Annotated in this window: 27 protein-coding genes, 1 rRNA gene and 1 pseudogene; 9 read left to right on the top strand and 20 right to left on the bottom strand. The window is 69.9% G+C overall.

All coding sequences use genetic code 11. The features are described from left to right. Positions 1–6 precede the first annotated feature (6 nt). The 3 genes from ACFWV3_RS04520 to ACFWV3_RS04510 all read left to right on the top strand — a co-directional run bounded on the left by ACFWV3_RS04520 (position 7) and on the right by ACFWV3_RS04510 (position 3,038). A complete protein-coding gene (locus ACFWV3_RS04520; RefSeq protein WP_382408228.1) occupies positions 7–807 on the top strand; it encodes a hypothetical protein in 801 nt (266 codons plus the stop codon). Continuing rightward, the gene (locus ACFWV3_RS04515) at positions 804–2,114 is read left to right on the top strand and encodes an ABC1 kinase family protein (RefSeq protein ID WP_382408226.1); all 1,311 of its coding nucleotides are present in this window, start codon (positions 804–806) and stop codon (positions 2,112–2,114) included. The genes ACFWV3_RS04520 and ACFWV3_RS04515 overlap by 4 nt, the downstream gene beginning before the upstream one ends. Positions 2,115–2,483: 369 nt before the next feature. Continuing rightward, positions 2,484–3,038 carry a hypothetical protein gene (locus ACFWV3_RS04510; protein WP_382408224.1) on the top strand — a complete coding sequence of 185 codons (555 nt, stop codon included), beginning with the start codon at positions 2,484–2,486 and terminating at the stop codon, positions 3,036–3,038. Between the two features lie 563 nt (positions 3,039–3,601). Here the strand turns inward: ACFWV3_RS04510 and ACFWV3_RS04505 are convergent. The 5 genes from ACFWV3_RS04505 to ACFWV3_RS04485 form a co-directional block, all read right to left on the bottom strand. Beyond that, entirely contained in the window at positions 3,602–3,772 is a 171-nt protein-coding gene (locus tag ACFWV3_RS04505; RefSeq protein ID WP_382408222.1) for a hypothetical protein, read from the bottom strand. Beyond that, the gene (locus ACFWV3_RS04500) at positions 3,769–4,590 is read right to left on the bottom strand and encodes a class I SAM-dependent methyltransferase (protein ID WP_382408220.1); all 822 of its coding nucleotides are present in this window, start codon (positions 4,588–4,590) and stop codon (positions 3,769–3,771) included. Before ACFWV3_RS04500 ends, ACFWV3_RS04505 begins: the two co-directional genes overlap by 4 nt. A 337-nt stretch (positions 4,591–4,927) precedes the next feature. After that, positions 4,928–5,248 carry a WhiB family transcriptional regulator gene (locus ACFWV3_RS04495; protein WP_035911966.1) on the bottom strand — a complete coding sequence of 107 codons (321 nt, stop codon included), beginning with the start codon at positions 5,246–5,248 and terminating at the stop codon, positions 4,928–4,930. A 96-nt stretch (positions 5,249–5,344) separates the two neighbouring features. Next, the gene (locus ACFWV3_RS04490; protein WP_382408217.1) at positions 5,345–5,587 is read right to left on the bottom strand and encodes a hypothetical protein; all 243 of its coding nucleotides are present in this window, start codon (positions 5,585–5,587) and stop codon (positions 5,345–5,347) included. 151 nt (positions 5,588–5,738) lie between these two features. Then, complete coding sequence (locus ACFWV3_RS04485) at positions 5,739–7,808, bottom strand: ATP-dependent DNA helicase UvrD2 (protein ID WP_382408215.1); 2,070 nt, start codon at positions 7,806–7,808, stop codon at positions 5,739–5,741. A 61-nt stretch (positions 7,809–7,869) separates the two neighbouring features. Between ACFWV3_RS04485 and ACFWV3_RS04480 the strand changes: the two genes are divergently transcribed. Further along, positions 7,870–8,601: a DUF4191 domain-containing protein gene (locus ACFWV3_RS04480; RefSeq protein ID WP_382408213.1), complete on the top strand. Its 732-nt coding sequence runs from the start codon at positions 7,870–7,872 to the stop codon at positions 8,599–8,601. A 61-nt stretch (positions 8,602–8,662) separates the two neighbouring features. On the opposite strand, the gene ACFWV3_RS04475 is transcribed toward ACFWV3_RS04480, so the two are convergent. Further along, positions 8,663–8,947: a DUF1330 domain-containing protein gene (locus ACFWV3_RS04475; protein ID WP_382408211.1), complete on the bottom strand. Its 285-nt coding sequence runs from the start codon at positions 8,945–8,947 to the stop codon at positions 8,663–8,665. Positions 8,948–9,035: 88 nt separating this feature from the next. On the opposite strand from ACFWV3_RS04475, the gene ACFWV3_RS04470 reads away from it, so the two are divergent. Then, positions 9,036–9,944: an AraC family transcriptional regulator gene (locus tag ACFWV3_RS04470; protein ID WP_382408209.1), complete on the top strand. Its 909-nt coding sequence runs from the start codon at positions 9,036–9,038 to the stop codon at positions 9,942–9,944. Here ACFWV3_RS04470 and ACFWV3_RS04465 read toward each other — a convergent pair. Further along, the gene (locus tag ACFWV3_RS04465) at positions 9,931–10,404 is read right to left on the bottom strand and encodes an RDD family protein (protein ID WP_382408207.1); all 474 of its coding nucleotides are present in this window, start codon (positions 10,402–10,404) and stop codon (positions 9,931–9,933) included. The two genes, ACFWV3_RS04470 and ACFWV3_RS04465, sit on opposite strands and share 14 nt — an antisense overlap. A 169-nt stretch (positions 10,405–10,573) precedes the next feature. On the opposite strand from ACFWV3_RS04465, the gene glnA reads away from it, so the two are divergent. Then, positions 10,574–11,998 carry a type I glutamate--ammonia ligase gene (gene glnA / locus ACFWV3_RS04460; protein WP_382408205.1) on the top strand — a complete coding sequence of 475 codons (1,425 nt, stop codon included), beginning with the start codon at positions 10,574–10,576 and terminating at the stop codon, positions 11,996–11,998. A 91-nt stretch (positions 11,999–12,089) separates the two neighbouring features. Here glnA and ACFWV3_RS04455 read toward each other — a convergent pair whose 3' ends face one another. Next, the gene (locus ACFWV3_RS04455; RefSeq protein ID WP_382408203.1) at positions 12,090–12,353 is read right to left on the bottom strand and encodes a hypothetical protein; all 264 of its coding nucleotides are present in this window, start codon (positions 12,351–12,353) and stop codon (positions 12,090–12,092) included. 74 nt (positions 12,354–12,427) lie between these two features. Between ACFWV3_RS04455 and ACFWV3_RS04450 the strand changes: the two genes are divergently transcribed. Next, positions 12,428–12,988, top strand: a complete 561-nt coding sequence (locus ACFWV3_RS04450) for an NUDIX hydrolase (protein ID WP_382408201.1) — start codon at positions 12,428–12,430, stop codon at positions 12,986–12,988. On the opposite strand, the gene ACFWV3_RS04445 is transcribed toward ACFWV3_RS04450, so the two are convergent. From ACFWV3_RS04445 to ACFWV3_RS04435, 3 genes are read right to left on the bottom strand one after another with little or no spacing between them, the layout of a single operon-like run. After that, on the bottom strand, positions 12,936–13,433 hold the full coding sequence (locus ACFWV3_RS04445; protein WP_382408199.1) for an NADAR family protein: 498 nt from the start codon (positions 13,431–13,433) through the stop codon (positions 12,936–12,938). The two genes, ACFWV3_RS04450 and ACFWV3_RS04445, sit on opposite strands and share 53 nt — an antisense overlap. Positions 13,434–13,451: 18 nt before the next feature. Next, the gene (locus ACFWV3_RS04440; RefSeq protein WP_382408197.1) at positions 13,452–13,613 is read right to left on the bottom strand and encodes a hypothetical protein; all 162 of its coding nucleotides are present in this window, start codon (positions 13,611–13,613) and stop codon (positions 13,452–13,454) included. A gap of 32 nt (positions 13,614–13,645) precedes the next feature. Continuing rightward, positions 13,646–14,185: a hypothetical protein gene (locus tag ACFWV3_RS04435; protein ID WP_382408195.1), complete on the bottom strand. Its 540-nt coding sequence runs from the start codon at positions 14,183–14,185 to the stop codon at positions 13,646–13,648. A 137-nt stretch (positions 14,186–14,322) separates the two neighbouring features. On the opposite strand from ACFWV3_RS04435, the gene ACFWV3_RS04430 reads away from it, so the two are divergent. Next, the gene (locus ACFWV3_RS04430) at positions 14,323–14,556 is read left to right on the top strand and encodes a hypothetical protein (RefSeq protein ID WP_382408193.1); all 234 of its coding nucleotides are present in this window, start codon (positions 14,323–14,325) and stop codon (positions 14,554–14,556) included. A 66-nt stretch (positions 14,557–14,622) separates the two neighbouring features. Here the strand turns inward: ACFWV3_RS04430 and ACFWV3_RS04425 are convergent, their stop codons facing one another. From ACFWV3_RS04425 to ACFWV3_RS04395, 7 genes and pseudogenes are all read right to left on the bottom strand, one after another. After that, positions 14,623–14,799, bottom strand: a complete 177-nt coding sequence (locus ACFWV3_RS04425; protein WP_382408191.1) for a zinc-binding dehydrogenase — start codon at positions 14,797–14,799, stop codon at positions 14,623–14,625. A gap of 91 nt (positions 14,800–14,890) precedes the next feature. Beyond that, positions 14,891–15,430, bottom strand: a pseudogene (locus ACFWV3_RS04420) (NADP-dependent oxidoreductase); the annotation flags it as partial. A gap of 119 nt (positions 15,431–15,549) precedes the next feature. Next, positions 15,550–18,450 carry a bifunctional [glutamine synthetase] adenylyltransferase/[glutamine synthetase]-adenylyl-L-tyrosine phosphorylase gene (locus ACFWV3_RS04415; protein WP_382408189.1) on the bottom strand — a complete coding sequence of 967 codons (2,901 nt, stop codon included), beginning with the start codon at positions 18,448–18,450 and terminating at the stop codon, positions 15,550–15,552. Positions 18,451–18,477: 27 nt separating this feature from the next. Next, a complete protein-coding gene (locus ACFWV3_RS04410; protein ID WP_382408187.1) occupies positions 18,478–18,663 on the bottom strand; it encodes a hypothetical protein in 186 nt (61 codons plus the stop codon). Then, positions 18,660–19,793 carry an anion permease gene (locus ACFWV3_RS04405; protein WP_382408185.1) on the bottom strand — a complete coding sequence of 378 codons (1,134 nt, stop codon included), beginning with the start codon at positions 19,791–19,793 and terminating at the stop codon, positions 18,660–18,662. Before ACFWV3_RS04405 ends, ACFWV3_RS04410 begins: the two co-directional genes overlap by 4 nt. A gap of 86 nt (positions 19,794–19,879) precedes the next feature. Continuing rightward, a complete protein-coding gene (locus tag ACFWV3_RS04400; RefSeq protein ID WP_382408183.1) occupies positions 19,880–20,635 on the bottom strand; it encodes a type 1 glutamine amidotransferase in 756 nt (251 codons plus the stop codon). Between the two features lie 25 nt (positions 20,636–20,660). Next, positions 20,661–21,134 carry a rhodanese-like domain-containing protein gene (locus tag ACFWV3_RS04395; RefSeq protein ID WP_382408180.1) on the bottom strand — a complete coding sequence of 158 codons (474 nt, stop codon included), beginning with the start codon at positions 21,132–21,134 and terminating at the stop codon, positions 20,661–20,663. 80 nt (positions 21,135–21,214) lie between these two features. Between ACFWV3_RS04395 and ACFWV3_RS04390 the strand changes: the two genes are divergently transcribed. Continuing rightward, positions 21,215–21,664 carry an Lrp/AsnC family transcriptional regulator gene (locus ACFWV3_RS04390; protein WP_382408178.1) on the top strand — a complete coding sequence of 150 codons (450 nt, stop codon included), beginning with the start codon at positions 21,215–21,217 and terminating at the stop codon, positions 21,662–21,664. Between the two features lie 14 nt (positions 21,665–21,678). Here ACFWV3_RS04390 and ACFWV3_RS04385 read toward each other — a convergent pair whose 3' ends face one another. Together ACFWV3_RS04385 and rrf are read right to left on the bottom strand one after the other, a co-directional pair. After that, on the bottom strand, positions 21,679–22,503 hold the full coding sequence (locus ACFWV3_RS04385) for a GNAT family N-acetyltransferase (RefSeq protein ID WP_382408176.1): 825 nt from the start codon (positions 22,501–22,503) through the stop codon (positions 21,679–21,681). Between the two features lie 108 nt (positions 22,504–22,611). Next, a 5S ribosomal RNA gene (gene rrf / locus ACFWV3_RS04380) occupies positions 22,612–22,728 on the bottom strand. Between the last annotated feature and the right edge of the window lie 141 nt (positions 22,729–22,869).

Below are 22,869 nucleotides of genomic sequence, written 5' to 3'. Positions count from 1 at the left end.
TCCTCTGTGGACCCCAGACCCCGCGTTCGTCCAGGACTCGCCGTGGTGCGCCGCGGCCCCGGCGCCGTGCAGGTCGGAACCGACCCGAAGCACGCCGTGGTGATCGACTCGCTGCCCGAGGCGCTGGTCGACGAACTGATCACCCTCGACGGCCGCCACACCGTCGCTGAACTGGGTGAAAGACTGAAATCCCGAGGCGAGGACCCCACCCAGCTGGGTGAAGTTCTCACCTCACTTCAAGACGCCGGACTGCTCGACACGGGCTTCCCCGCGGCGGGCTCGTCGGTCGCCGTCCAGGGCGCCGGACACCTTGCACTTTCAATTACTTCGCTTCTAGCGGAATCGAGCGTCCGGCTGGCCCACCACGCCGATCTGGTCGTCCTCGCGGCCACTCTCGTGCCCGATCCGACCGCCGTGAGCGCCCTCATGGCCTCCCGCACCCCGCACCTGGCCGTGCGCGTCCGCGAGGGTGTGGGCATCGTCGGACCGCTGGTCCTGCCCGGCCGGACGAGCTGCCTGAACTGCGCGGACCTGCACCGCACCGACCACGACCCCGCCTGGCCCGCCATCGCGGTGCAGCTCGTGGCCAAGCCGGCGTCCTCGGACGTGCTGTTCGCGACGGGAACGGCGGCGCTCGCCGTGGTGCAGGTGCTGGAGTCGCTCGTCTACCTCCGCGGCCGCGACCCGGCCCCGCCGCCCGTGGTCAACGCCACGCTCGAGCTCGACCTGGTGGCAGGCGTTGCTGAGAGGCGAAGCTGGTATCCGCACCCGGACTGTCAGTGCTCCGCACATAACATGGCCGAGTGACCGAGATTCCGCGCAAGGCAGTGCAGCGCACCGCCAAGCTGGCGAGCCTCCCGCTCGGGGTGGCCGGCCGGGTGGTGGGCGGCTGGGGGAAGCGACTGACCGGACGCGCCGCCGACGAGGTCAACGCCGAGGTCACGGCCAAAACGGCGGAACAGGTCTTCGCGGTGCTCGGCCAGCTCAAGGGCGGAGCGATGAAGTTCGGCCAGGCGCTGAGCGTGTTCGAGGCCGCCGTTCCCGACGAGCTCGCCGCCCCGTACCGCGAGGCGCTCACCAAGCTGCAGACCGCGGCCCCGCCGATGCCCGCCCGCACCACCCACCGCGTGCTGGCCGAGCAGCTCGGCGCGTCCTGGACCAAGCGCTTCCAGGCGTTCGACGACGACCCCGCCGCCTCGGCCTCCATCGGCCAGGTGCACCGCGCGGTGTGGCACGACGGCCGCGACGTGGCGGTGAAGGTCCAGTACCCCGGTGCCGACGAGGCCCTGCGCGCCGATCTGAAGCAGCTGCTGAGGTTCTCGCGGCTGCTGCAGGCGATCATGCCGGGAGCCGAGGTGCGCCCCCTGCTGGAGGAGCTGCGCGACCGGTACCTGGAGGAGCTCGACTACCGCGACGAGGCCGCGAACCAGCGCACGTTCGCCAAGGCCTTCGAGGACGACCCGCACGTCGTGGTGCCCCGCGTCATCGCCTCGGCCCCCAAGGTCATGGTGACGGAGTGGACCTCCGGCGTCGGCCTGTCGAAGATCATCCGCGAAGGCGCGGTGGAGGACCGCGACCGCGCGGGCCAGCTGCTCGCCGAGTTCCACTTCTCGGCCCCGTCGCGCTCCGGCCTGCTGCACGCCGACCCGCACCCCGGCAACTTCATGCTGGGCGAGGACGGCCGGCTGCGCGTGATCGACTTCGGCGCCGTCGCCCGCCTCCCGGACGGCCTGCCCAAGACGCTGGGCCTGATGACGAGGCTCGCCCTCGACGGCCGCTCCGCCGACCTGGTCGAGCTCCTGCGCACCGAGAACTTCATCCGCGAGGGCATGGAACTGCACGGCGAGGACGTCCTCGGCTACCTGGCGCCCTTCGTCGAGCCGCTGCGCACCGAGTCGTTCCACTTCACGCGGCGCTGGCTGCAGTCGCAGGCGGAGCGGGTCGGCGACCTGCGCAGCCCGGACTCGCAGACGGGCAGGTCCCTGAACCTGCCGCCGCAGTACCTGCTGATCCACCGCGTGACGCTGGGCGCGACCGGCATCCTGTGCCAGCTGGACGCCCACGTGACGGCTCGCGAGATCGTGGCGCGCTGGCAGCCGGGGTTCGACGACTGACTCAGTCGGACATCGGCCGCCTTGGGTTCGGCGGCCGGCACGTCCGGACCGACCTCGGCAGTAGGGGCTCGACGGCTGACGCGACCGGACCAACCTCGGCAGTACGGGCTCGACGGCCCACACGACCGGACCGACCCCTGCAGCACAGGCTCGCCGAGCGACACGACCGGGCGGACTTCGGCAATACAGGCTCGACGGCCGACACGACCGGGCGAACCCCTGCAGCACGGGCTCGACGAGCGACACGACCGGGCGGACTTCGGCTGCCCGGATGCGGCGGGAGACACGTCCGGGTGAACGTCGCCGAAGTTGTCCACAGGTTGCCCTCAGCCCTCTTCTCACCCCTCACCGCTGGGCCACGATTACCCCATGGCCCACATCGCAACCACAGCTGACCTGCGCGAATCCGGACTCTCCTCGCGCGAGATCCACCGCGCCTGCACGCCCGCCGGCCCCTGGCAGCACCTGCTCCCCGGCGTGGTCCTGACCAAGCCGTCCCCACCGACCCGCCTGGACCGGCTCCGAGCGGTCCAGTCCTTCGCGGGCCCGTCGTCAATCATCACGGGCGCCGACGCCCTGGCCCGCCAAGGCGCGCGGCTGCCGCTCCCCCGCCACGTCCACGTGCTGGCAGGCAGCAACGCCCGCCGCTCCCACCCGTGGCTCCTGCTGGAACGCACCACCCGCCTGCCCCCGGCAGTCCATCGCGACGGCCTGCGACTCGCCCCGCCGGCCAGAGCCACGATGGACCTGGCCCGCCGAGAGCAGAACCCGCACGCGATCGTGGCGCTGCTGGACGCGGTGGTCGACGCCCGGCTGTGTACACCGGGCGATCTGCAGGAGGAGCTGCGCTTGTGCAGCCGACGGGGAACGGCACTGGTCAGGAAGGTCTTACGGCACCTGTACCCGACCCGGGACGAGCCTTGAGCCAGCACGCCCGAGGGCGCTGACAGCGCGCGCTGACAGGGTCGCGCCGAGCCTCGTCTGAGGCCGTCCCGAGTTCGACGCCGACCTTCCTGAAACCGGCCAGAGCCCGGTCTCGAGACCGCTGGCAGCTCGGCCAGCGGAGCCCAGTCCGGCCTTCCCGCCGGGCCCGACCGACCCGACCCGAGCCAGTCCATCGAGCCCTGCCCAACCGACCCGACCTTGCGTGCCACTGCCAGTCAACCCGACGCTGCCCGCTCAACCCGGCCGACCCTGTCCAGCCAGGCCGTCACCCTGCCCAACCAACCCGAGCCAACCCGGCTCACCGGGCCCATCAACCCAGTCCAATCCGGCCCGGCCTTCCCGCCGCGCCCGACCCGCCAATCCATCGAGCCCCAGCCCGGTCAACCCGACGCGGCCCGCTCAACCCAGCTGACCCTGTCCAGCCCAGCCCGACACCGCCCAGCCAAGCCATCACCCTGCCCAGCCAACCCGAGCCAACCCAGCTCACCGAGCCCATCGACCCGGTCGAATCCGGCCCGGCCACCCTCAACCCAACCCCGAGGTCAGCGCCAGTACTCGTCCGGCAGCTTCCCCTCGATGTCCCGCACGTGGGTCTTGGCGCACACGTGGCACAACCACCGGACCGTCCCACCGGTCCGCTCGGAAGACCAGGCCAGCAACTCCAGGTCGGAAACGGAGGACCGCGACCGCCCGCATCTGTGGCAGGAGGTCATCGGCGCCGTCCCACGTGCACGGTGTCGGTTTCCAGCAGGAACACGTCCTCGCGCGCTCCGACGTACTCGGAGTCGGAGGGGTTGAGCAGTCGCTTCAGCGCGGCGCGGTCGGCCGGGTGCAGCGACGGGCCGGTGACCTCGGTCAGCCAGGTCAGGCGGTCGACTGCCCAGTCGCGGACGAGTTGCTTGGCGGGGGCCGGGTGGTCGACGACGAAGCTGAAGGCGCTGATCTCGCCCAGGCCGGCGTCGGCGAGGGCGACGTTCCAGCCGACCGGGAGGCGGACCGTGCCGGTCATGTTCTCGCGCATCGACACGAGCCACGACGCGCGGGCCGCGGCCATGCGGTCCTGCAGGCCCGGTTCGCCCACGCCGAGGTCCCAGGGGAGGAAGCGGGTTTCCAGGCCTCCCTCGGCCAGGGCCAGCCAGCCGCCGGGGGCCAGAGCGGAGACCAGGCGTTTCATGCCGCGCAGCTGATCAGGGAGGTGGTGCACGACCCGGGAGCCCCAGATGAGCTCGACCGGGCCGGTGAAGGACAGCGGGTCTTCCGCGGACAGGTCGGCTAGGACCGGCTTGACCGAGACGGCGCCGTCGGTTTCGGCGCGCGCCGCGGTGCAGGCCGCGTCGAGGAGTTCGGGTGTGGCGTCGACCAGCACCAGGACGCCGCCGCCGTGGTCGCGCAGCGCCGCGGCCAGGGGCACGCTCATGGAGCCGGCGCCGCAGCCGACGTCCATGACGACGGGCGAGTCGGGCAGGGGTGCGACGAGTCTGCGTGCGACGGCAGTCAGCGCCTCCGCCTGCAGCGAGCCGTAGCGCCTCATGGCGTGCAGCCTGGCTGACCAGTCGATTCCGTCGTGAGTGTGGTGCGGCACAAGGGGGACGGTACGGAGGAACGGCCGAGGCCGCCATCCACCTTCTCGTGGATGACGGCCTCAGCTCGAGACTGTCAGAGGTCGAAGCGAGCCGCTCTGCGTCCCGCCCATCGCGACAACCTGCGCCAACGTTGCGCTGACGCGAGGCGGTTCGCCAGGCGTTGCTCTTCAGCGAACCTCTGGGCTTCTTGTATTCGTATTCGCACGAGCTCTTCGTTCAGAGACATGGGAGTCAGGCCCTCGTTCCGGTAGGCGGTGATCGCGTTGTGGGTGAGCTGCACGGTGCTCATGCCGCCGACTCCGTCCTGCTGGCCGGAACAACTGCCGCGTCCTTGCGCGGACGGCCACGGGGCCGCTTCCGCGCGATGACGACACCGCGCTCGAAGATCTCTCCACCCCAGACGCCCCACGGCTCGTGACGGGCGAGAGCACCGGCGAGGCACTCCGCCAGGACCGGGCAGGTCCCGCAGAAGGACTTGGCCTTCTCCAGGTCGGCCGGCGCGTCCGCGAACCAGAGGTCGGGGTTGTGGGTGCGGCAGGGGATGTCGAGCCCCTCCGCGAGGTCCGGAAGTGTCTCGCCGGTGAGCGGGACAGTCGCGGTCAACATCAGGGTTTTCTCCTTGTGTGGGGTACTGCAAAAACACGAAAGCCGCGGACTCTGTGCGAGTCCGCGGCTTTCGTGAGCCTGGTGGTCCTTCGACCCCTATGGGGTCGGCAGGAGCCTTCTCACTTGATGCGCGGACGGCGCATTCGTGTAGTTGTCAACGTCATCGACGGCGGGCAGGACGATCGGCTGCTCGATGAGCAGTCCGGTGCCGCGCTCACGGCCCAGCAGTGCCACTGGCTTGTGGGCAGACTTCTGCCACATGGCCTGAGCGGATGCGGACGTGCAGATGCCCTCGGTCAACGGGAGGCCGAGCGCGCGCGAGATGCTGAAGATCTTCACAACGGGCCACCTCCTCCGAACAAGAGAGCTCTGCGATCGAGAGCTGTGTAGTAGTAGTTCTTCTTCCCCAGACGGGTCCTCCGGACCCGGCATGAGCAGGTTATGACCCCGTCCCACGGGCTCGCAACCTATTTAACGAAACTTGTCCCGATCAGGTGGCGGGGTACCCGACACCGGCTCGGACCAGGCCCAACACGTCGTCGCCGAACTTGTCGAGCTTCGAGGCCCCGATGCCCGAGATCGCCACGAGTCCCGCCGTGTCCGTGGGGCGCTGCTCGGCGATCGCCATGAGCGTCGCGTCGGTGAAGACCACGTACGCGGGAACCTTCAGCTCCCGCGCCCGCACCGAACGCCACTGACGCAGCGACTCGAGCAGTTCTTCGTCCACATCGGACGGACAGGTCCGGCAACGACCGAGCTTGACGGCCTGCGCGTCGACCAGGGTCGCGGTGCACACCCTGCAGGTCGGCTTCTCCTTCTTCATCAGAGGAGGGCGCTGGGCGCCGCCGGATACACGCGCGGCCGGGTGGTTCTCCGGAACGAGGCTGTAGAGGAAGCGCGAACGGCGGCGGTACTTGCGACCGCCGGCGGCGCGCGCCAAGGCCCACGACAGCCAGAGGTGCTCACGCGCTCGTGTCACGCCCACGTACAGAAGGCGGCGTTCTTCTTCGACCTTCGCCTCGTCGCCGTCGGCGTACTGGATCGGCATCGTTCCCTCAACGAGGCCCACGAGGAACACGGCGTCCCACTCGAGGCCTTTCGACGCGTGCAACGACGCGAGCGTCACGCCCTCGACGGTCGGCGGGTGCTGCGCCTCGGCGCGCACGTCCAGCTCGACGCAGAACCGCGGCAGGTCGGCCTCGGGTGTGGCGGCGGCGAACTCCTCGGCCAGCTCGACCAGTGCGAGCAACGACTCCCAGCGCTCCCGCGCGGAGCCACCGGTGGGCGGCTCGTCGGTCAGGCCGACGCGGCCCAGCACCGAGCGGACGACCTCGGGCAGGCTGCCGTCCGCCTCTCCCGCCGTGCGCAACGCGATCATCGCCTGGCGCACCTCGGCGCGCTCGAAGAACCGCTCGCCGCCGCGCACCAGGTACGGGATGCCGAGCGAGGCAAGCGCCTGCTCGTACACCTCGGACTGCGCGTTCACCCGGTAGAGGATCGCGATCTCGGACGCCGCGACGCCCTCGTCGAGCAGCGCCTTGACGCGACCGGCGACCGCGTCGGCCTCGCCGGGCTCGTCGTCGAACTCGTGGAACCGCGGCAGCGGGCCCTCCGGCCGTTGCCCGACCAGGTTGAGCCGCGAGCCGGCCGGGCGTCCGCGCGCCCACTTGATGACGTCGTTGGCCAGCGCCACGACCTGGGGGGTCGACCGGTAGTCGCGCTCCAGCCGCACGACGACCGCCTCGGGGAACCGGCGCCCGAAGTTGAGCAGCGGCTGCGGCGAGGCGCCCGCGAACGAGTAGATGGTCTGGTTCGCGTCGCCGACCACCGTCAGGTCGTCGCGGCCGCCGAGCCACGAGTCGAGCACGCGCTGCTGAAGTGGCGTCACGTCCTGGTACTCGTCGACGACGAAGCAGCGGTAGCGGTCGCGGAACTCCTGCGCGACCTCGGCGTTGTCCTCCAGCGCGCCCGCCGTGTAGAGCAGCAGGTCGTCGAAGTCGAGCAGCTGCGCCTCGGTCTTGAGCTGCTCGTAGGTCGCGTAGAGCTTCATGATCTGCTCGGCGGGCGCCGGGATGTCCCGCGCGGCGCGCGCAGCGGCGACCGGATAGTCCTCCGGCGTCAGCAGCGACGCCTTCGCCCACTCGATCTCACTGGTCAGGTCGCGCAGCGCGTCCGACTCGGTCGGCATGCCCAGCCGGTTCGCGGCGCGGGCGACGACGCGGATCTTCTGGTCGACGAGCTCCCAGCGCGGGCCGCCGATGACGCGCGGCCAGAAGTAGCGGAGCTGGCGCGACGCGGCGGCGTGGAACGTGACGGCCTGCGCGCCGTGCACGTCGAGCGAGCGCAGCCGCGTGCGCATCTCCCCCGCGGCGCGCTTGGTGAACGTCACGGCCAGGACCTGCGACGGAGCGACGTGGCCGCGCTGGCAGAGGTACGCGATGCGGTGCGTGATGGTGCGCGTCTTGCCGGTGCCGGCACCCGCCAGCACGCACACCGGGCCGCGCGGAGCCTCGACCGCTGCGCGCTGTTCCGGATCGAGACCCTCCAGCAACGCGTCCATGCCCGGCAGTCTCGCAGACGGCCGATGCGAGACTGATACCACCGCGCCGTATCCTGTCCACATGGCTGGTAAGCAGGACAAGGCGGCTGCCAAGGAAGCGTCGAAGGCTCGCCGCGCGGCATCACGCGAGCGGCGCAAGCAGATCTTCGAGGCGTTCAAGATGCAACGCCGCGAGGACAAGGCGCTCATCCCGCTGATGCTGGGCGCGGTGCTCGGCGCCACCGCGATCGCCGTGGTCCTGGGCCTGGTCTTCGGCCAGCTCTGGCTGTTCGTGCCGCTGGGCGTCGCCATCGGCGCGCTGCTGGCCGTGATCATCTTCGGCCGCCGCGTGCAGAGCAACGTCTTCCGCAAGGCGGACGGCCAGCCCGGCGCCGGTGCCTGGGCACTCGAGAACCTGCGCGGCCGCTGGCGCGTCACCCCCGCCGTCGCGGGCACCACGCAGCTCGACGCCGTGCACCGCGTGCTCGGCCGTCCTGGCGTGGTCCTGGTCGCCGAGGGCGCGCCGCAGCGGGTGAAGCCGCTCCTCGCGCAGGAGAAGAAGCGCATCTCGCGCGTCGTCGGCGAGACCCCGATCTACGACTTCATCATCGGCACGGGCGACGGCCAGGTCCCGCTGAAGAAGCTGCAGTCGACGCTGATGAAGCTGCCGCGCAACATCACGGCCGCCCAGGTCGACACGCTGGAGACCCGCCTGTCCGCGCTGGCCAGCCGCGGCGCCGCGCTGCCGAAGGGCCCGATGCCGGCCGGCGCCAAGATGCGCAACGTCCAGCGCACGCTCCGCCGTCGCGGCTGACACCCACCGCCACCAGCAGGAAGAGGCCCGTCGCACGACATGTGCGGCGGGCCTCTCCACGTCAGGCGCCGCCGACGGCGACCTTCACCGTCGAGTACCGGCGGCGGAGCTCCTTGAGCGGCGCGTACTCCGGCGAGTTCCAGAAGTCCTCCACGGCCTGCCTGCTCTCGAACTCGTGGATCACGAGCCTGCGCCACGACCAGTCGCCCTCGAGCACGAGCGGGGTGGCGTCGTCGAGGACGTTGCGCGCGCCCGCCTTCTCCAGGAGCGGGAACACGGCGTCCACGTACTGCTGGAAGCCTTCCTCGTCGGCGATGTCCGAGTCGATCACTACGTAAGCGGTCATGGTCTCACCGTAAGTACCGCGCATCGGTCTTTCCCATGTCCGAGAAGGTCTCGGAAATACGCGATCAGACTGCGGCTAGGGTGAAGCGGTGGACGTCTTCACCGATGTCATCGCCACCATGCGCGTGGGTCGCGCCAAGTTCACCCGCTCCCGCTTCGGCGAGCCGTGGGGTCTGCGGTTCGGCCCGTACCCCGGCGCCGGCTTCCACGTCGTGCTGCGCGGGTCGTGCTGGCTGATCCCGCCGTCCGGCGAGCCGGTGCGCCTCGACGCCGGTGACGTCGTCTTCCTGCCGCACGGCGCGCTGCACGGCCTGAGCGACCGCCCGGACCGCACCGCGGCCGAACTGCCACCCGCCCGCGACACGGACCACGCGCCCGACGATCCCGACGCGCCCACGCACCTGGTGTGCGGCGCCTACCGCTTGGACCGCGGGCAAGCGCACCCGTTCCTGCGCACCCTGCCGGACGTGCTGCACCTGCGCGCCCGGCCCGGCAGGCATCCCGCCCTGCGCGCCGCCGTGGACCTGCTCGGCGCGGACGTCGTGGAGTCGGAGCCGGGTGCGGGGGCCGCGCTGCCCGCGTTGCTGGACCTGCTGCTCGTGTACCTGCTGCGCGCGTGGCTGGAGGAGGAGTCCGAACGCAGTCCCGGCACGGGCTGGTGCGCCGCGTTCACCGACCCCGTCATCGCCGCCACCCTGCGCCACGTGCACCGCGAGCCCGCCCACCCGTGGACCGTGCCCGAGCTCGCCGGCCGGGCGGGCATGTCCAAGACGGCCTTCGCACGACGGTTCACCGCACTGGTCGGGCAGCCGCCGATGGCGTACCTGACCTGGTGGCGGCTGAGCACGGGCGCACGGCTGCTGCGCGACGGCGACGAGACGCTGGCCGCGGTGGCGCGCCAGGTCGGCTACACGTCGGAGTTCGCGTTCGCGACGGCGTTCAAGAGGGAGTTCGGGATGGCGCCCGGCCGGTTCCGGCGCGGGGCTACCGCACCTTGATGACGACGGTGCCGGCGGCCTTGTCGTGCAGGCACCGCCCGTCCGCGTCCCAGACCAGCGCCGGGATCAGCGGGAAGATGAGGATCGTGCGCAGCAGCGCGCGGGGCAGGTGCACGAACGCCTTGCCGTCGATGCGCGCCACCCGCAGCCCGAGCAGGGCGTGGCCGGGCGTGAACCCGAAGTACGCGACCGCGACGACGGTGATGACGAACCAGGCCAGCAGGCTCCAGTTGCGCGGCAGTTCCGGCCTCGTGAACAATCCCGCGACGCCCGCGGCGAGCAGGAAGTCGACGAGGATGGCGAACGTCCGCCGTCCGATCGAGGCGATCGAGCCGGGACCGTCCTTGGGGAACCCGTGGCGCTCGCCGCGCCAGCGCTGCTGGGTGCCGTCCGCCGCGTCTCCACCCGGCGACAGCACAGAATCAGGTCCTGACAGCCACGATCCGGTCCACCTGCTCACTCCTCCAGAGTAAGCGGGTGAACGCGGGGTGAGGACCAGCAGGTCCGCTTGCCCCCTCCGACCGGCCCGTTAACACTGGCGAAACATCGGAGTGACGGACGGGCAACACCGCCGACATACCGTCGCTCGCGATGACAAGCCGTTGTCCATAGTCAAGGAGTCGACGAGGGTGTTCAAGAATTCCGACGAGGTGCTGAAGTTCATCACCGACGAGGGCGTCAAGTTCGTCGACGTGCGGTTCAGCGACCTGCCCGGCGTGATGCAGCACTTCACGCTCCCGGCGAAGGCGTTCGACGCCGACGCGATCGAAGAGGGACTCGCCTTCGACGGCTCCTCCGTGCGCGGCTTCCAGTCCATCCACGAGTCGGACATGCTGCTGCTGCCCGACCTGTACACCGCGCGCCTGGACCCGTTCCGCATCGAGAAGACGCTGATCGTCAACTTCTTCGTGCACGACCCGTTCACGCGTGAGGCCTACAGCCGCGACCCGCGCAACATCGCGCGCAAGGCCGAGCAGTACATCACCGACTCCGGCATCGCCGACACCGCCTACTTCGGCGCCGAGGCCGAGTTCTACATCTTCGACTCGATCCAGTTCGACACGACGGCGAACGGGGCGTTCCACAAGATCGACTCCGAGTCCGGCTGGTGGAACACCGGTCGTGACGAGGAGGGCGGCAACCTCGGCTACAAGGTGAAGTACAAGGGCGGCTACTTCCCCGTCACGCCGACCGACCACTACGCGGACCTCCGCGACCAGATGGTCCTCAACATGGAGGCGAACGGCTTCGCGGTCGAGCGCGCCCACCACGAGGTCGGCACGGCGGGCCAGGCGGAGATCAACTACCGCTTCAACACGCTGCTGCACGCCGCGGACGACCTGATGCTGTTCAAGTACATCATCAAGAACACCGCGTGGCAGGCCGGCAAGACCGTCACCTTCATGCCGAAACCCCTCTTCGGCGACAACGGCTCGGGCATGCACACCCACCAGTCGCTGTGGAAGGACGGCTCGCCGCTGTTCCACGACGAGAGCGGCTACGCGGGCCTGTCCGACACCGCCCGCCACTACATCGGCGGCATCCTGCACCACGCGCCGTCGCTGCTGGCCTTCACCAACCCGACGGTGAACTCCTACCACCGCCTGGTCCCCGGCTACGAGGCCCCGGTCTCGCTCGTGTACTCCCAGCGCAACCGCTCGGCGTGCGTCCGCATCCCGATCACGGGCAACAACCCGAAGGCCAAGCGCATCGAGTTCCGCTGCCCCGATTCCTCCGGCAACCCGTACCTCGCCTTCTCGGCGATGGTCATGGCGGGCCTCGACGGCGTGAAGAACAAGATCGAGCCGCCGGCCCCGATCGACAAGGACCTCTACGAGCTCCCGCCCGAGGAGGCCCGCGACGTCAAGCAGGTCCCGGCCACGCTCGACGCGGTGCTGGACAGCCTCGAGGCGGACCACGACTTCCTGCTCGAGGGCGGCGTGTTCACGCCGGACGTGATCGACACCTGGATCTCGTTCAAGCGCGAGCAGGAGATCGACCCGCTGCGTCTGCGCCCGAACCCCTACGAGTTCGCGCTGTACTACGACGTGTGATCGGTGGTCAGGCCGCCTTCAGGAGAGGCTGCCTGGCAGGTCAGGAAGGCCCGGTGGGACTCGTCCCGCCGGGCCTTCCGGCGTTCCGAGCTCAGGACGTGCTGATCAGCGTCACGCTGCACGACACCCCGCGCGCGCCCTCGCTCACCCGCACGTTCGACACCACCACGTCGGCCTCGCCACCGGTCGGCAGCTTGATGCGGGCCGTGCCGGCGTCGAGGGCCTCGGCGGCCGTGCCCGCGCCGGACAGCTGCCAGAAGCCGCCCGTCTCCGTCTCGATCAGGTCCACGCGGTCCAGGTCGGCCGCGTTGCCGTCCGCGTAGACGAGTCGCGCCGGGCCTGAGTAGCTGAACATCGTTTCTCCCCTGCTTCGGCTACGCATGACACACGCGCGGCGCGGGCGCGAGGTTCACGTGGTACTGGTTGCCGGTGACGCAATGGACGGTGCACGGCACCCGCAGGATGTACGAGTCGGAGTGGATGAGCGTCGACCTGGACGACGTCGAGATCCCTGACGGCGCTCGTTTCGAGCACCACGTGCTGCGCCTGCCGTACCCGTCGACGGCTGTGGTGGTCGTCGAGGACGACCGGGTTCTGCTGATGTGGCGGCATCGGTTCGCCACCGGCGCCTGGGGCTGGGAGGTTCCGGCCGGCCGGCTCGAGGAAGGTGAGACGGCTGAGGACGCCGCGGTTCGTGAGACCGAAGAGGAAACCGGGTACAAGGTGCGCGTCGAGCCGTTGGTGAGCATCAACCCCATGAACGGCATCAGCTCGCACACCACTCACATCTTCCTCGGCAGCAACGCCGAGAAGACCGGTGAGCACGACCCGGCGGAGGCCGCGAGGATCGAATGGGTGCCGTTGCGGGACATCCCGGCGATGATCCGCAAAGGACTCGTCCCCTGCGGCATCACGCTGGCGGCACTCACCACCTACCTCACGCTGACAGCCGCGAACGAACCTCCATCAGCGCCTCACCGAGCAGGTTGAGGCCGAGCCACGTCGCGGGGTCCGACGCACGCGGATCCGACGCTGCCAGGCCGATTCCCCACACGCGGTCCTGCGGACTGGCTTCGACCAGGACGCGGGATCCGGTGCTCAGCAAGTAGGAGCGCAGCGCGGGGTCCTGGCCGAACTTGGCCAGGTTGCCCTCGACGACCACGCCGAGACGCGCGGATTCCCACGCCTCGTCGGAAAAACCGGTGACCACTCGGCCCAACGACTTGGCCTCGGCCGGAGTGCGCGCCGCGAGCACCTGCTCGGCCACGGCGGTGTCGCCGAACAGCAACGCCTTGCGCCACATCATGTAGTGCTCGGCGGACGCGAACTCCTGGCCGTCCACGACGAAAGCGCACGGCCACCACTGCGAGAGGCAGCCCTTGCCGGTGCTGCCGTCGCGTTCGGGCTGATGGCCCCAGAAGAACAGGAACTTCACGCCCGCACAGTAAGCGACTTAGTCGCGCGATTCCTCCGGGTTTTCGTCCGGTTCCGGCATCTCCGGCTCGCGCCACGCCTCGGATCGCGTCGGGCCGTTGGCGCGCAGCTCGTTCTCGACCTCCTTCTTCAGGTGGTCGTCCTTCGCGAAGCCGTGCGTGTCACTTCCGCGTTGCGTCATGCATCAAGGCGTACCCACGGTGGCGCGGGTTATCACTTCGGCAGTGGAATGCCCGTCACGGTGATCGCCGCGCCGGTCGGCGCGAACTGACCGGAGATCGAGCTGAACGTCAGGGTGAGGGAGTTCACGCCCTCGCCGACTCTCTCGTCGAGCACGACGGTGCCGGATGTCGTGGTGCCCTGGGTGACGAGGCTCTCCCACTTGCTGCTGGAGGCCGCGTAGGTGCGCTTCAGATCGTCCAGGACCGCGATGCCGTCCACGGGGAGGGTCATTCTGGCCTGGGAGGCGTTCGTGGCCGTGACGAAGAGCTTCACGCGGCCGTTGGCCGCTTCCACGCGGTTGACCTCTATGGTCAGCATGCCGCGCTGCTGCTTGAAAGATCCTGTCTGGACCTTCACGTCCGCCGACGGCTCGGTCGTTTCCAGTGCGGCGTCAGGCGTTTCGACGCCATTCGACGTAGTCGTCGTGGTGGTGGCGTTAGGCTGGGCGGCGGAGTTGCTGCCGCTCAGTGCAAATTGGATCACACCCAGTAACGCGAGCACTCCGACAGCCACGCCCGCGATGGCGATCACGGTCTTACCTCGGCGCGTGACCCTGCGATGCTGCATGACTTCCTCTGTTCGACCCCCGCGACAAAACCCAACTCCCCCATGAGCGCCGCCTAGTCTCATCTCGATTGGGTGAAACGTCAATGCGCTAGGGTCCGCCCGTGTCCCAAGAAGTCGCCGAATTCACGGCTCCGCAGCTGCTCACCACCCACATCGTCGGCTCGGCAGCCGAGGCGCTCGAAGCGGTTCAGGCCGCTGACGTGCTCGACCTCGGTGTCCGCGCTTACAACCGCCTCGTTCCCGACGCCGACGACGCCGAGTCGTTGGAAGAGGAGTGGGTGGTCGAGGTCTACACCAGCGCCCCCGCTGTCGACCCCGACGCGGACGAGGACTGAGCAGTTCAGGAAAGCGGGGCACTCCACAGCGGAGTGCCCCCAAACCTGAAGAAATAGCTGAAGATTTCAGACGGTGAGCACGACTTTTCCGCGCACGTGCCCACCTTCGAGCAGTTTGTGCGCCTTTACGGCTTCCGCCAACGGAAATGTCTGCTGCACCTCGACGTGCAGGGACCCGGCCGCCACGAGATCGACGAGCCACTGGGTCTGTTCCGCGTTCGGTCGCGCCCAGGTGTTCGCCACGCCGTGCTCCAGCGCGCGGACCTTCCACAATGGACGTCATCCGCGCCCGGTCGCGCACCAGCCGCAGCGACTGCTCGAACGCGAGCCCGCCGACGTTGTCGACCACCACGTCGACCTGGCCGTCACCGCCGGCCAGCTCCGCCACGGCGTCGACCAGGGCGTCGCCGTAGGCCACCGGTTCGGCGCCCAGAGACCGGACGAACTCGTGGTTGCGCGGTGACGCCGTGCCGAGCACCCGCGCGGCACCGAGCTCACGCGCGATCTGCACCTGGAGGTGGCCGACGCCGCCGGCCGCGGCGTGCACCAGCACCACGTCGCCGGGACCGGTGCCGACCGCCTTCAGCGACTGCAACGCGGTCAGGCCGGCCAGTGGCAGCGCGGCGGCGGTCACGAAGTCCACGGTGGACGGTTTGCGCGCCACCATCCGGTCCGGCAGCGCGACCAGCTCGGCGTGGGTGCCGAACTGCACGTGGTCCTTGCTCGCGTACGCGAGCACCTCGTCGCCCGGCTGCCAGTCCCGCACGCCGATGCCGACCGCCCGCACGACCCCGGCGACGTCCCAGCCGGGGACCAACGGCGTGTGGTGCGGCAGCAGACCCTGCAGGTACCCGGCTCTGATCTTGGTGTCCACCGGGTTCACCCCGGCCGCCCGCACCTCCACCAGCACCTGGTCTGGACCGAGCAGCGGGTCGGGCAGCTCCTGCAGCGAGAGGACGTCGGCATCGCCGAACCGGGTCAACGCGATGGCTTTCACAGTCCCTCACCGTAGAAGACACGCTCCGCCACCGCACGTGCACGGCGAGTGGTCCTGCGGTACTCCTCGAGGAACTCCCCCGGATCGCCGTCGGGCGGGTGCCCCATCACCGAGGCGACGGCCACGAGATCGCGCCCGGACGTGGGCAGCTGGTCCGACGCCTTGCCCCGCACCAGCGTCACGGCGTTGCGGGCCTGGGTCGCGAGGTTCCACGCGGTCTTCAGCGCCGCGGCGTCGTCCTCGTCCAGCAGACCGGCGGCGACGGCGGCCTCCATCGCGGCCATTGTGGACGGTGTGCGCAGCCCGGGGACCTCACCCGAGTGCTGCAGCTGCAACAACTGCACGGTCCACTCCACGTCCGCGAGCCCGCCGCGGCCGAGCTTGGTGTGCGTGCTCGGGTCGGCACCGCGCGGCAGTCGTTCCGCGTCGACCCGCGCCTTGATCCGCCGGATCTCCCGCACCGACGCCGCGTCCAGTCCCTCGGCCGGGTACCGCAACGGGTTGATCAACGCCTCGAAGTCGGCGCCCAGTTCCGCGTCGCCCGCGATGAACCGGGCCCGCAGCAGCGCCTGCTTCTCCCAGATCTCCGCCCACTGCCGGTAGTAGGCGCGGTACGACTCGAGGGTCCGCACCAGCGGTCCCTGCCGCCCCTCCGGCCTCAGGTCCGCGTCGACCTGCAGCGGCGGGTCCTGCGACGGTGCGCCGAGCAGCTTCCGGATGTTCTCCACGACGCCGCCGGCCCACTTCGCGGCCTCGGCGTCGGACACCCCGTCGAACGGTCTGCACACGAACATCACGTCCGCGTCCGACCCGTAGCCGAGCTCGTGCCCGCCGAGCCGCCCCATGCCGATCACCGCGAGCGCGGCCACCGGCTCGCCCGCCGACCGCACAGCCGCGTCGAGCGCGCTCTCCAGCACCGCGCTCCACACCTCGGACAGCGAGACGCACACCGTCTCCAACGGCATGAACCCCAGCAGGTCCGCCGCCGCGATGCGCAGCAGCTCGTGGCGCCGCAACGACCTCGCCGCCGCGATCGCCCGCGCCGCTCCCGGGTACCGGGACACCGCGCTGCGCAACGGGTTCCCGATCGAGTGCGGGTCGCCGCCGACCAACGCCTCGGTGTCCGCGAGCAGCCGCAGCACCTCCGGTGCCCGCGTCAGCAGATCGGGCACGAGACGGGAGGTGCCCAGCAGGCACGCGAGCCGTTCGACGACCGCGCCCTCGTCCCTCAACAGCCTCAGGTACCAGGGGGTTTCGGCGAGCGCCTCGGACACCTTCCGGTACGCCAGCAGCCCGCCGTCGGGGTCCGGGGTGCCGGCGAACAGGTCCAGCAGCACCGGCAGCAGCGCGCCCTGGATGCGAGCACGCCGTGACATGCCGTGCGTCAACGCCTGGATGTGCCGCAACGCGCCGTCGGGCGAGGTGTAGCCGAGAGCCGCCAGTCGTGCGACGGCCTCCTTGGTGGTGAGGCGCAACGCCTCCGTCGGCACGCCCGCCACGGACTGCAGCAGCGGCCGGTAGAACAGCTTCTCGTGCAGCCGCCGGACCTGGTTGGCGTGCTTGCGGAACTCCGCGAGCAGCACCTGTCCCTCCGACTTGCGACCGTCGGCGTGCAGCCCGACCGACCGCGCCAGCCAGCGCAACGCCGTCACGTCGTCGTCAGCCGGGAAGAGGTGCGTGCGCAGTAAACGCTGCAACTGCAGCCGGTGCTCCAACGTGCGCAGGAACCGGTAGGAGCGCCCGAAGTCCGCAGCGTCCTCGCGTCCGACGTACCCACCGGTGCCCAGCGCGGCCAACGCGGCCGTCGTCGCCTGGATCCGCAGGTCCTCGTCGGACCGGCCGTGCACGAGCTGCAACAGCTGCACGGCGAACTCGACGTCGCGCAGTCCGCCGCGGCCCAGCTTCAGCTCGCGGTCCGCCAGCCCGGACGGCACGTGGTCCTCGACGCGGCGGCGCATCGCTTGAACGTCCTCGACGAAGTTCTCGCGCTCGGCCGCCGTCCACACGTAGGGCCGCACGACGTCGAGGTAGGACTGGCCCAGCTCCTCGTCGCCCGCGACCGGCCGCGCCTTGAGCAGCGCCTGGAACTCCCAGGTCCGCGCCCACTTCTTGTAGTAGGAGGCGTGGCCCTCCACGGTGCGGACCAGCGCGCCCGCCTTGCCCTCCGGCCGCAGCGCCGCGTCGACCTCGAAGCACGACTGGCCGGCGATCTGCATCATCGTGCTGGCCAGCCGGGTCGCCACGCCCAGGTCGCCCTCGGCGACGAACACGACGTCGACGTCGCTCACGTAGTTCAGCTCGTTCGCGCCGCACTTGCCCATCGCGATCACCGCGAGCTTGCAGCGGTCGGCGCCGTTCACCTTGTCCGCGGCCAGCTTCAACGACGCCCGCAACGCGGACACGGCCAGATCGGACAGCTGCGCCGCCACCGTGTCGTACGGGACGAACGGCAGCTCGGGCTCGACGACGTGCGCGAGGTCGTTGGCCGCGACGAGCAGGAGCTTCGCCCGGTACTCGGTGCGCAGCACGTCCCCGTCGGCGAGCTCCAGCGACACGTCGACGTCGTCGGTCAGCGAACGCCAGCGTTCGGTGTTCACGACCAGGAAGTCCGACAGGGCGGTCGACGAGCCGAGCACGGCGAGCAGGCGGCCGCGCACCACCACGTCGTCGTGCAGCGCGGCCGACAACGCCTCCCAGTCGGCGGCGGCGTGGAGGCGCTCCAAGCCGCGGAGCGCGAGGTCCGGGTCGGGGCTGCGGGACAGCGCGGCCAGCACCGGCTCCGCGCCGTCGGCGGGACGGCGGTCAGCCCACAGACCGAGCCCGCGCAGCACTTCCTCGCTGCGCGCCTCGGTGAGCCCGAACCTTGCTGGTGACGCGTGGCGGACTGGTTCGCTCATCAAGGAGAGAACTTAGTCCTCACCGGATCAGAAGACGATCAGGGAGAGCCCGTAGAGCACGACCACGACGCAGCCGGCGAAGCTCGCGTAGGCGGGCACCTTCCTGTCGCCCGACAACGCGCGGATGCCGACCACGAACAACGTCACGACCAGCACGGTGGCCAGCAGCGTGGCGCCGAAGACCTGGAGCAGCGCCATCCAGTCGACCTTCATGCCGCCACCTTGTGCAGTTCGGCCTGGGCCGCCACCTCGTCGACGATGTGCTCGGGCTTGACGGGCTCGCGCCGCGCCAGGATCCAGATGCCGATCGACACCGCGAGACCGATGACGGCGACGCCGATGATGCCGACGGTGCCGGTGGACGCCCACTTGCCCGCGAGCGCGCCGACGATGCCGGCGGCGGGCAGCGTGAGCAGCCAGCCCGCGGCCATCTTGCCCATGGTCCCCCACTTGACGCCGCGGCGGTCCCGGCCGAGGCCGGAGCCCATGATGCCGCCGGACGCGACGTGCGTGGTGGACAGCGCGAAGCCGAGGTGCGACGACGCGAGGATCGCGGTGGCGGTCGAGGTCTGCGCCGCGAAGCCCTGCGCGGGCTCGATGGTGGTGAGGCCGCGGCCCAGCGTGTGCGTGATGCGCCAGCCGCCGAGGTACGTGCCGAGCGCGATCGCGAGACCGGCGCTGATGATCACCCAGGTGGGCGGGCCGGAACCGGGCGCGAGCGAGCCGGACGTGATCAGCGCGAGCGTGATGATGCCCATCGTCTTCTGGGCGTCGTTCGTGCCGTGCGCGAGGGAGACGAGCGAGGCGGACGCGACCTGGCCGACCTTGAAGCCGGTGTGCGCGACGCGCGGGTCGGCCGCCTTCTTGAAGCGGTAGACGACGATCGTGGCGATGGCCGCGACCAGTCCGGCGACGAGCGGCGCCACGACCGCGGGCACCAGGACCTTGTCGACGACCTTCGCGAAGTGGATGGCGTCCACACCGGACGCGACCCACGCGGCACCGATCAGGCCGCCGAACAACGCGTGCGACGAGCTCGACGGGAGGCCGACGTACCAGGTGACGAGGTTCCACATGATCGCGCCGACCAGCCCGCCGAAGATGACCGCGGGCGTGATCTGGGCGTCGTCGACGATCCCGCCGGAGATGGTCTTGGCCACCTCGACCGAGAGGAACGCCCCCACGAGGTTGAGCACCGCCGACAACGCGACCGCCGTGCGGGGCTTGAGCGCGCCCGTGGCGATGGAGGTGGCCATGGCGTTGGCCGTGTCGTGGAACCCGTTCGTGAAATCGAAGATGAGAGCAGTGACAACGACGATGATCACTACAAGTGCGGGATCCACACTGATCCTCCGGCTGGATCGAACAAGCTGTCCAGGAGGTTACGGTACCGCCAACGGAGGATGTCTTAAAACCTACGAAAGTAACGTCACACCAACGGAAGTTGTGTGCCCAAACGTCCTGCCGGCGACAGTTCTCCCCGTACGAGCTTCGCGAACCGGGCGACGAACGGCCGCCACACCTCCTCGAAGTCGCGGTGCGCTTCCTCGAGGAACTCCTGGTCGAAGTGGTGGCCTCGCGCGCACGCCGCCGAATCAGGATCCTTCGCGGCCCAGTTCAAGACGATTTCCGGCGTCGTCTCGATGTGGAACTGAAGTCCGTAAGCGCTCTCGCCCACCCGAAACGCCTGGTTCGCGTATTTCGGCGACGCGGCGAGATGTTCGGCACCCGGCGGCAACAGGTGCACCTCGTCGTTGTGGAACTGCAGCACGTCGGGTGTGAAGGGCAGGTCGGCGAACAACGGGTCCCTGCCCGCCGCGTCGCGCTTCGCCACCAGCAGCACACCGACCTCCGGCCCTTGTGGACCCTTGCGCACCTGGCCACCGGTGGCGGCGGCGAGGAGCTGCGCGCCGAGGCAGATGGCGAGCGTCGGCACTCGCTGCGCGACCGCGTTGGACAGCAGCCGGCGCGCGTCGGCGAGCCACGGGTGCTCGAGGTCGTCGAGCGCCCCCATCTCACCGCCGAGGCAGACGACGCCCTGGTAGCCGTCGAGGTTCTCCGGCGCGGGCTCGTCCTTCAACGGCACGAGGTGGAGCTCGACGCCCTCGGCTTCGAGCCAGTCACCCAGCTTGGCGAGCGGGTCGGACTCCGAGGGCTGCAGGACGAGCAGGCGCGGTGCGTTCACGCACTTGAGCCTATGTCGGGGGAGGTCAGCAGTGACACGCGACCTTGGAAACGTCCGATCCGGTGATGTCCTGCGGCGCGACGTCTCGCTGGGTGGTGTCCTGCCGGGTGACGTCTCCCTCGATCGGGTAGCCCGCGTCCCGCCAGGCCGTGATGCCGCCGGCGAGCCGCTTCACCCGGTAACCCCGTTGTGCGAGGGCGAGCGCGCCCTTGGTCGCGGCGTTGCACTGGAAGCTCTCGCAGTAGCAGATGTAGACCAGCTCGGGGTCGAGGTCCAGCCGCTCTGGCAGGTCGCGGTACGGGAGGTTGATCGCGCCGGGGATGCGCGCCTGTTCGAACGCCTCGGGTGCGCGCGTCTCCACGAGCACGTACCCCTCCTGGTTGCCCGCTTCGAGATCGCGGTGGACGTCGTCGGGGTCAGCCTCGAACGCGAGCTCGGCGGCGAAGAAGGCGGCCGCGGTGTGCGGGGCGGCGGCGGGGAAGCGCAGTGCGTTCGTCATGCCCTCGATGTTGCTTGGGTTCTCCCCGTTCGGACATGCGGAAGTCCAGGCGTTCCCGACGTTCTCCTTATGATTTCCAGGTGGAACTCGACGCCGTGGACTGGAAGATCCTGTCGTTGCTGCAGGACGACGGACGCATGTCGTTCACCGCGCTCGGCCGCGAGGTGTCCCTGTCGGCGCCGGCCGTGACCGAACGGGTACGACGCCTGGAGACGCTGGGCGTGATCACCGGCTTCACGGCCGTGGTGTCGCCGGCACGGCTGGGCCTGCCGATCGAGTCGATCGTGCGGGTGCGGGTCCGGTCGCTGGACACGCCGCGGTTCCGGTCGCAGGTGCTGGTGCTGCCGCAGATCCTCGACGCCGACCACGTGACGGGCGACGACTGCTGGCTGCTGCGGGTCGTGTGCCGGTCGATGGGTGAGCTGGAGGAGCTCGTCGAGGTGATGCAGCGGTACGGGGACACGACCACGTCGCTCGTGTTCTCGTCGCACGTCCGCAACCGGCCGTTGTCGCAGGAGCTGTTCGACTAGTTCGTCGCTCCCGCTCAGGGCTTCCACCAGAACTCCGCCCAGTCCTCCACCGGCTCGTAGCCGATGCGCTGGTAGATGGAGTTCGAGACCGGGTTGGTCAGGTCGGCGAAGAGGAGGACCTCGTCGGCACCCTGGTCGAGGGCCCACTGGCTGATCATCGCGCTGGCCGCGGCGCCGTAGCCGTGCCGACGGCGTTCGGGTGGGGTGTAGACCGGGCCGACTCTGGTCATGCCCGCCTGCGGCAGGCTGCCGGCGGCCCAGGCGACCGGGGTGTTGTCCATCTCCCACACGACGTGGCCGTTGCCCAGGCGCAGGGAGCCTCGGACGTGGTCGATCGTGGACTCGGCCGGTGCTTCGGGGACTGCCTCGTCGAGGAACTCCTGGCGCCAGCCGGCCAGCAGCTCGACGTCGTCCTCGGTGGCCAGGCGGCCGATGCCGTCGACGATGGGCGGTGCGAGCTCGTTCAGGCGGTAGAGCCTGGTGGCCAGGGACTCCGTGCAGGACTTGCCGGTCGCTGTGGCGAACGCCTCTGATGTAGTGCGCGGACCGGTGACTCCCGGAGCGTCCGGATCCAGTTCGGTGGCGATCTGCACCGCCAGGTCGACCGCGGCCAGGGGAAGGTCGGCGGTCTGGTACGGCCAGGGCGGGGTGCGGATCAGGGAGCCGACGACTTCGCCGTGGTCGTGGAAGGTGATCAGGACCGGCGGGTGTTCGGCCGGCAGGCGGCGGATGCGGTCCAGTGAGGTGATGGCCACCGTGTTGCGCACCGGATCGGCGGCGAGCCGATCGTGGGTGGCGGCGTCGAACGACTCCAGGCTTGTGTGCACGACCGCGTCCATGACCTCCATGAGATCAGGGCGGGCAAGCGGAATTCCTGACCCGGACATGCAGAAGACCCCTGAGGGGAGCACCGGAGTGCTCGACCCTCAGGGGCCTTCTGAAAGATTGTCCGGCGGCGACCTACTCTCCCACACCGTAACCAGTGCAGTACCATCGGCGCAGAAGGGCTTAACTACCGGGTTCGGAATGGGACCGGGTGTTTCCCCAACGCTATAACCACCGAAACTCTGTGGAGTTGTACCTGCGGCGATCGGTTGCCGCTCGGTTCTTCCAGAACCGCACAGTGGATGCGTAGCGTCTTTGTAACAAGTCCTCGGCCTATTAGTACCAGTCAGCTCCAACCGTTACCGGTCTTCCACCTCTGG

Source organism: Lentzea sp. NPDC059081 (assembly GCF_042738015.1).
In the GTDB taxonomy this organism is placed as follows: domain Bacteria; phylum Actinomycetota; class Actinomycetes; order Mycobacteriales; family Pseudonocardiaceae; genus Lentzea.
This window is presented reverse-complemented; position numbering and strand designations above follow the sequence as displayed.

Excerpts from the sequence above, each read along its gene's own strand:
- ACFWV3_RS04510 (WP_382408224.1), top strand. The coding sequence starts at position 2,484 with ATGGCCCACATCGCAACCACAGCTGACCTGCGCGAATCCGGACTCTCC.
- ACFWV3_RS04440 (WP_382408197.1), bottom strand. The coding sequence starts at position 13,613 with ATGACGCAACGCGGAAGTGACACGCACGGCTTCGCGAAGGACGACCAC.
- ACFWV3_RS04505 (WP_382408222.1), bottom strand. The coding sequence starts at position 3,772 with ATGACCTCCTGCCACAGATGCGGGCGGTCGCGGTCCTCCGTTTCCGAC.
- ACFWV3_RS04495 (WP_035911966.1), bottom strand. The coding sequence starts at position 5,248 with ATGTTGACCGCGACTGTCCCGCTCACCGGCGAGACACTTCCGGACCTC.
- ACFWV3_RS04415 (WP_382408189.1), bottom strand. The coding sequence starts at position 18,450 with ATGAGCGAACCAGTCCGCCACGCGTCACCAGCAAGGTTCGGGCTCACC.
- ACFWV3_RS04480 (WP_382408213.1), top strand. The coding sequence starts at position 7,870 with ATGGCTGGTAAGCAGGACAAGGCGGCTGCCAAGGAAGCGTCGAAGGCT.
- ACFWV3_RS04410 (WP_382408187.1), bottom strand. The coding sequence starts at position 18,663 with ATGAAGGTCGACTGGATGGCGCTGCTCCAGGTCTTCGGCGCCACGCTG.
- ACFWV3_RS04455 (WP_382408203.1), bottom strand. The coding sequence starts at position 12,353 with ATGTTCAGCTACTCAGGCCCGGCGCGACTCGTCTACGCGGACGGCAAC.
- ACFWV3_RS04385 (WP_382408176.1), bottom strand. The coding sequence starts at position 22,503 with ATGGACGCGGTCGTGCACACAAGCCTGGAGTCGTTCGACGCCGCCACC.
- ACFWV3_RS04475 (WP_382408211.1), bottom strand. The coding sequence starts at position 8,947 with ATGACCGCTTACGTAGTGATCGACTCGGACATCGCCGACGAGGAAGGC.
- ACFWV3_RS04395 (WP_382408180.1), bottom strand. The coding sequence starts at position 21,134 with ATGACGAACGCACTGCGCTTCCCCGCCGCCGCCCCGCACACCGCGGCC.
- ACFWV3_RS04485 (WP_382408215.1), bottom strand. The coding sequence starts at position 7,808 with ATGGACGCGTTGCTGGAGGGTCTCGATCCGGAACAGCGCGCAGCGGTC.
- ACFWV3_RS04500 (WP_382408220.1), bottom strand. The coding sequence starts at position 4,590 with ATGAGGCGCTACGGCTCGCTGCAGGCGGAGGCGCTGACTGCCGTCGCA.